General features: G+C 42.5%; 9 protein-coding genes. 6 read left to right on the plus strand and 3 right to left on the minus strand.

Annotated elements, in window-relative coordinates; translation table 11 throughout:
- Window positions 1–153: 153 nt before the first annotated feature.
- Both HZC12_03130 and HZC12_03135 read left to right on the plus strand, forming a co-directional pair.
- Entirely contained in the window at window positions 154–402 is a 249-nt protein-coding gene (locus tag HZC12_03130; GenBank protein ID MBI5025720.1) for a ribbon-helix-helix protein, CopG family, read from the plus strand.
- On the plus strand, window positions 399–797 hold the full coding sequence (locus tag HZC12_03135) for a PIN domain-containing protein (protein MBI5025721.1): 399 nt from the start codon (window positions 399–401) through the stop codon (window positions 795–797). Before HZC12_03130 ends, HZC12_03135 begins: the two co-directional genes overlap by 4 nt.
- A 323-nt stretch (window positions 798–1,120) precedes the next feature.
- On the opposite strand, the gene HZC12_03140 is transcribed toward HZC12_03135, so the two are convergent.
- The 3 genes from HZC12_03140 to HZC12_03150 form a co-directional block, all read right to left on the minus strand.
- A complete protein-coding gene (locus HZC12_03140) occupies window positions 1,121–1,576 on the minus strand; it encodes a DUF3368 domain-containing protein (GenBank protein MBI5025722.1) in 456 nt (151 codons plus the stop codon).
- The gene (locus HZC12_03145) at window positions 1,569–1,763 is read right to left on the minus strand and encodes a UPF0175 family protein (protein ID MBI5025723.1); all 195 of its coding nucleotides are present in this window, start codon (window positions 1,761–1,763) and stop codon (window positions 1,569–1,571) included. Before HZC12_03145 ends, HZC12_03140 begins: the two co-directional genes overlap by 8 nt.
- Before the next feature lie 475 nt (window positions 1,764–2,238).
- On the minus strand, window positions 2,239–3,219 hold the full coding sequence (locus HZC12_03150) for a transporter (GenBank protein ID MBI5025724.1): 981 nt from the start codon (window positions 3,217–3,219) through the stop codon (window positions 2,239–2,241).
- Window positions 3,220–3,492: 273 nt separating this feature from the next.
- Here HZC12_03150 and HZC12_03155 point away from each other — a divergent pair, with 273 nt between their 5' ends.
- The 4 genes from HZC12_03155 to HZC12_03170 form a co-directional block, all read left to right on the plus strand.
- The gene (locus HZC12_03155) at window positions 3,493–3,852 is read left to right on the plus strand and encodes a hypothetical protein (GenBank protein ID MBI5025725.1); all 360 of its coding nucleotides are present in this window, start codon (window positions 3,493–3,495) and stop codon (window positions 3,850–3,852) included.
- Window positions 3,853–3,977: 125 nt separating this feature from the next.
- A complete protein-coding gene (locus HZC12_03160; GenBank protein MBI5025726.1) occupies window positions 3,978–4,802 on the plus strand; it encodes a hypothetical protein in 825 nt (274 codons plus the stop codon).
- 17 nt (window positions 4,803–4,819) lie between these two features.
- Window positions 4,820–6,223 carry a hypothetical protein gene (locus HZC12_03165; protein ID MBI5025727.1) on the plus strand — a complete coding sequence of 468 codons (1,404 nt, stop codon included), beginning with the start codon at window positions 4,820–4,822 and terminating at the stop codon, window positions 6,221–6,223.
- A partial coding sequence (locus HZC12_03170; protein MBI5025728.1) for an AMIN domain-containing protein occupies window positions 6,220–6,851 on the plus strand: 632 nt, incomplete at its 3' end. The genes HZC12_03165 and HZC12_03170, both read left to right, overlap by 4 nt.

Raw genomic sequence — 6,851 nt, forward strand, 5'->3', positions numbered from 1 at the left:
AACAGCATCGGCAACATATTATGAATCCTCATAGCAATATTCCACAGCCCACCTCGGAGGTGGGCAAGACTCTTAAAATCGAACAAATAGAACTTTGACAACTATTTTGTTATTTGTTATCATTTAATCAAAAATGTAATCATAGGAGGCAATATGGTACGTACCCAAATTCAGTTAACAGAAGAGCAGGCGGATGCATTAAAAAAATTAGCCTTATCAAAGCATCTTTCTATTGCAGAGCTAATAAGGCAGGCCGTAGATACTTTTATAAAATCAAAAGTAGTTATTGATACTGAAGAAAGGCGAAAAAAGGCGATTGATATAGCAGGTCGATTCAGTTCAGGGAAACACGATGTTTCCGCAGAACATGATAAATACCTTGCAGAAGCATTCGGCAAATGATAATTTTTGTGGACACATCAGCCTTTTATGCCTTGCTCGACAGAGATGATGCTAATCACCAAAAAGCAAAAAAAACATGGAGTGATCTGCTTAATCCTGAAAACGCCCTCATTACCAGCAACTATGTCCTTGTTGAGAGTTTCGCCCTTATACAACATCGTCTCGGGCTTGAAGCTGTAAGAGGGTTTCAGGAGGATTTACTGCCACTGATAAATATTGAATGGATTAATGCCGAGACACATAAATCTGGAGTAAGTGCTCTTCTCGTTGCATCAAAACGTAAACTCAGCCTCGTTGATTGTGTTAGTTTTGAGATCATGCGCACCTTTGGAATTAAGATGGTTTTTGCTTTCGACCCTCATTTTAAAGAACAGGGTTTTAAATGTATCCAGTAAACTTTTTAACCCCGTCTTGATAATTCCCTGCGACAAGACCGCATTCCTGCGGGTTCGATTTTGTAACTCGAACCCTTAAGTTTGATAAAATAAATCGCATTGTGCCATCAGTAAGGGAATTACAGTTGAGTCACAAAATGTTCGGGTGACAGCATAAAGAAAGGGATAGTGCTCTATGAAAAAAGCCGTGAAGAAATTCTCACCTTTATTGCCGAGATAGAAGAAGAACTCTCAAAAATCAGCCTCCTGAGGGATGAGATAAAGATAGCAGCCAGGAAACTGCAGGCTGTTGAATCTTGACATTTCTTCTAAAACAAGCCGGCTTACCGGTTTTTAAAATTAGATACATCACTTAATAATTCGTCAGAAACATAAAAGCCTTTTTCTCTGAGTTCCTTTGCTTTTTCATATGCCCTATTTATCAAACCCAGGCTTTCTGCTTTAAGCAAAACCCCTATGGTACCACTAACCTTAAGCCCTAACTTTTCAGCAATTCCGCGAGCCTTTAAATCATCAATTAGAGCTTTCATCCCAGTTTCGCTTGCCAGTGCTATAACTTCGGATTCCCCTCTTCCTAAGTTTAGATCACTATTAAGTAGTTTGACTAACGGATTTTTAACCTTTTTGACCGAATAACAGTTAATGGTAAGAGTTCCAAACTCATTGATAACAGTTTCTGGCAGAGCGATTTCGCTATAAATTTTGCATAAGATATCTAAAAGATTTATTTTCTCTAATGCAATAAGGACGGAGGTGTCAACAATGACTTTCTCATGCATTCTTTAGTTCTTTATCAAGGTCAACCTTCGAATATTTTATTGGCGGTATACCTTTATGTATAAGAATCTCCACAAAAGCCTTTTCAGAGTAATTTGCTATTTCAGCAGCTTTCCCCAGCGAGACTATACCCTCTTCAAGGAGTTTTATCGCAAGTAATAATTTTACTTCATCCTCTCTTACATTCATTTCAGGCAAATTAACTGATATACCCAACTTTATTACCTCCGGATCTTAATAAATCTGAAGTAATTATACCATATTAATTATGGGAAAAGTATCATTTATTCCATTTACGGCATTTACCTCGTCTGTTTCGTCTGTTTGGTCTATATAATAGGGTCGTGGGGTTGCGCAGTTTAGCTCAGCAAGTTTTTCATACACACGCTCATCATCAACTTTTACGTAATGATGCACAGGCAGTAGCAATTAAGCATTTTCTTAAAACAAAGAGACCGTTGTGAGTCCAGACAGGTAGTACAGCCCCTGATGATTATGAGGAAACTCTTCTTTCAGAGAGAGACCAGGGCTTGCACCTCCGAGGTGCAGGTTCGGGGTGCCCGCATTTAACTCAAAAAATGCATTAACCACAGAGGGCGTCGAGCTTTTTTGCAGGTTCGAGCAGTAGGGGTGCGCCCCCTACTGCTGCTTTAGTTATATCTCGTTATATCCTGAACGGCACGCTTAATGTTAGCTGCACATTAGGCGCATCCACTGTAAGTCCAAACCCTACTGATAGATTAAGAGAGCTGTTCTTTGAGAGGGCGTAGCTTGTGCCCAGGAAGATGGTTGCCGCATTAAAGTTTGTCTCAGGCACCTTTCGACCTTCCTGCCGTGAGCTTTTCGTAAATCTCTGCTGGTATGTGGTGGAGAGCGAAAGCTTCTCACTCAGGGCATAGGCAATGCCCAGCGCATACTCAACACTGTCGCCGGGGTCAATAGTTCCATAGCCGTGGCCCGCATCCTTTTCCACATTCAAGAAATAGCCGAGACTCAGGAAAAAGACCGCTGGGTCACTGGCCTTTACTGCTGTAAGGCCTCCTGAAAAACCCCAGTGTCCGCTGCCTGTGGGAAGTTCTGTAAAATTGTTCTTAGCGTCTTTTGTGAGGCCGTAGGGAGACCGTCCAGTGGTGGATTTGGCCCTGACATTGAAAACTATGTCAGGCACACTGCCAGTCGCTGTTATCAGGTGGTAGTAGAGCGCTCCCTCTATGTCCCCGAGGCCATAGTCATCGAGAGTCCTTGTGGTTACGTCGGCTGTGCCAGGGCCCTTTACCTCCCTGTCGTGCCTGTAGTGATACGGGATTTTCAGCTCTGCCTCAAACCTTGGAGTTATGCCGTATCTGGCAGTCATGTTGGCTATCAGGATGTCCCTCTTGACATCTGAGACTGCAATCTCGCCTATTACAATGGCCTCTGCCACATACCACCCTGATATAGAAATTCTGTTCCTTGAATAATGGTTGTACTGGAGGCTCGGCTCAAGGACCAATGTGCCTTGTGGCAGAAGGACACCGCCTTTTTCAATAAGTATCTGTTCGGCTGGTTTTTCTTTTTTTTCAGCAGAAGGCATTTCAGCCATTGAGCTGGCGGCATAAAAGATTGATAGGGCAACAACAAACAAAAAGACAACAAATCTGGACATGTTAAGACCCCCTTTTTTTCACAAATTTCCATGAGTTTTTTTCTAAATTCTTTTATTAAGAATAAAGAAGGATTGTTTAAAAAGTTTCTTAAAGAAATAGTAAAGATGGAATCAATAATTGTCAATAAATTTTTTCTAAAAACCTTGAGCCCTTTTTTCTATTGTAAAGTCACCCCTGGTTTATCTGTCAGGAAAGTTTACATCAGAAAAAGTCCACTCTTTTAAAATCAAGGACTTACAGGCTGGCAAGTGGTTTGCAAACATAATAATTAAATGTCAATAAAAAAAGTCCTCATAGCAATTATCTGGCTTTTTATTATATGCCTGACCCCTACATGGGCAATGGCAGAGGAGCCAGTTGAAACCTCGGGGGCCCGTTTGGAGCTTAAGGGCCTGAGCGATGTTTCGATAAACTCAGCATTGAATCCTGAGCGTGTCGAAGGAGAGCTTAGCGATGCTGAGCTACTGAAAATCGCCGGACAGGGCCTTAAAGCTTCTCTTCCCGAGGAGATAGAGGGGGCAGACGCAAGGATAATACTCTGGGATGAGGCAGGCAAGGGGGTTATAAAGATTTGCGTGTCAACAGGCCATGGGAATTCCCAGAGAAATACCCTGTCCATTCAGGGCAGGTAAATTCACGAGAGGAGGTGAAGGGTCTTAATAATCGGGGTTAAATCCCCAAAAGGTCGGAGACTCGACTCTCCGAGGTTGTTTAAAAAGTTTCAAAAGACAAAATTTTAAATAAGGAGGTTTAACACATGAAGAAGCTCTCAATACTAACAGCAGTCCTGTTCGTCCTGGCTCTCGCAGTCCCTGCTATGGCTACGGTTGATGTGTATGTTGACATTGACAAAGAGAAAACCATCACTGTTAATGAGAATGTAAATATTAACAAAAACATCAAAGTAGATGTTTCTGTTGTGACGAGCGACTCAAAGGCAGCAGAGGCATCGGCTCATGTCAATGCAACAAACATATTTGACTTTGCATGCGAGAACTGCGCTGAGAAAGTGTCAACAATAGAAGGCTCTATTCTTGGCAACAGAGGCATAGTCAATGTAAACCAGGCAACAGGCAATATGAACAATCAGGGTAATGTAATAAGCATTGCCATAGATGTCCCCCCGGATAATGGAGGCAACACAAACGGCGGAACAGATGGGTTTGCAAATGCACAGGCAGCAGTTGACCAGATGAACCACATCGCTGCTATCCACACAATCAATGTCCCAATAAGGGATGCCATAATCGTTGGCTCCATCAACAGCAACAGAGGCATTGTTGGCGTTAACCAGTCTGTCGGCAATATCAATAACCAGCACAATGCAATTGCTATTGCAATAGCCATGGATGGCGCAGTTGCCCTTAATGAGGCAGACCTCGGCCAGGCAAATATCATTGCATCGGTTAGTGAAACAAACACACACAAGAGAGACATAATATCTGGCTCCATCAATGAGAACAGGGGCATAGTCAATGTTAACCAGACATCAGGCAACATGAACAACCAGGCCAATGTGGTGAGCATGTCACTCGGTTTGAATCTCAATGGCGGTTCACCCAGCCTGACATCACTGCCATAAGGAAAGGAGGATAGAAAATGAAAAAACTCTCAATATTAATTACAGCAGCTCTCTTTGTCCTTTCCATGACAGCCGTTGCCATGGCTGAGGTTGACGTTGATGTCAGCATCAATAAGGACAAGAACATTACTGTTAATGAGACAGTAAATATAAACAAAAATATCAGCATCCGTGTATCCGGGGATAAAGAATCCAACGGCGGCGCTGCTGAGTCAGGTTCGCATGTAAATGCATCCAATATCGTTACATTCAATGTGAGCGATGGATATGATGCAAACCAGACAAAGCACGATTTGATCAAGGATTCTGTTACCAGCAACGCAGGTATTACACATGTTAACCAGTCAGCCGGCAATATGAACAATCAGGGTAATGTGGTTGGAATTGCTTTTACACCTGCAGAAGACAGCTTTGCACAGTCGCAGGCAGCAGTTGACCAGTTGAATGCGATAAATCTTGTTAATATCACTGAGGAGTATGGATATGTGCAGAAGACTGACCTGATAACGAACTCTATTAATGATAACAGAGGCATTGTTGGCGTTAACCAGTCTGTTGGAAATGCCAACAACCAGCACAATGTGGTTGACCTTGCCATCGGAACTGACGTGACAGTGGCCATGGCAGAAGCAGACCTCGGCCAGAAGAACGCTGCCAATCGCGTTAGGGAGGTAGGCACATGGAAGACAGACACAATAAGTAACTCCATCGGGGCATTCCTTCATCTCTTTAAGGAGGGGCACTTGAGAGGATTAAGGGTTTTAATAACAGCCCTGATACTTTTATTATCTGCACGGGCCTTTGGTGCTGATTTTTCTTTACATTTTGACAGCTTTCAGGAAAGTTCCCTGGTCATTAATATCGGAAATCTAAAGAATACCCTCGAGGAATCAGACACAAGCCACAGCTCAATCATAAAGGATTCATATAAAGATAATATGGGGCTATTTAATCTAAACCAGGCATCAGGCTCGCTTAATAACCAGTCGAATATAGCAATTATAACCTTTACTCCCGGGAAGAGCCTTTCAGACATTCAATTAGACTATTTAAATGAAAGCACTGACAACACCGTGAGGTATTCAGGCATATTACGCAGGCAATCTATTATTGAAAATTCCTTTGACAATTCTAAGGGCCTTTTTATGGTCAACCAGTCGCCAGGAAATCTTAACCAGCAGAGCAATATATTTATCTTCTCCATGGGCAGTGCAATGGTGCTCGGAGATTCTGAGCTTGGCGCAAAGACAGGGGGCAATGTCATTGAATATGCCTCTGATGCAGATGTTGAAAGAAAGGACGTACTGAAGAATTCATTTTCAGGAAGTGCAGGAGTAGCAATTATAAACCAGTCCTCAGGCGACCTCAATATTATTAGAAACAACCTTGCAATATCTTTTTCAAGGGAGACAGTAAAATGATAAGGTTTCTGGCATTAATTTCAGCCATCTTAATCATTGCCCTGCCTGCTGTTGCTGAAGAGACCGACAAATCGCCTACTGTTACAAACATAAATGTTGAAGAAAAAGAGGGCATTACAGAAATTCAGATAGAGGCCAATTCACCCTTTGAGTATGCGGTGTACACGCCATTAAATCCTTATAGAATAGCAGTGGAGCTTAAAGATATAAATCTTGGCAGGTTTACTAAGAAGATTGTTGTTGGCAAGGCTGGAGTTATGGAGATAGCACCTGCTGATACCGGGGATTCCCGGGATTTTGTGAGGCTCGATATTATTCTGGCTGAGCCTGGCGAAGTTAAGTCCTTTCGCGAAGGGAATGTGTTAATACTCTCTGTTTCAAAGATGGAAGTAAAAAAGCAAGAACACAGAGCACAGAGCACAGAGCACAGAGAGGTAGAGGTCAGAAAACAGGAAGTTTTAACAGAAGTCAAAAAAGATTTAGAAGTTAAAGAGCAGGAAAAACCTGCCATAGCTGAGGACGTTGCTAATAGCTACGTCCCTAAGGCATCTTCTGAGGTCAAAGAAGAAGAGAAACCTGCCGCCGAAGCACCTGAGACCCTCAAGATGCATGCTATTACAGATATAAA

It is taken from the genome of Nitrospirota bacterium (assembly GCA_016214385.1).
Lineage (GTDB): Bacteria > Nitrospirota > Thermodesulfovibrionia > UBA6902 > JACROP01 > JACROP01.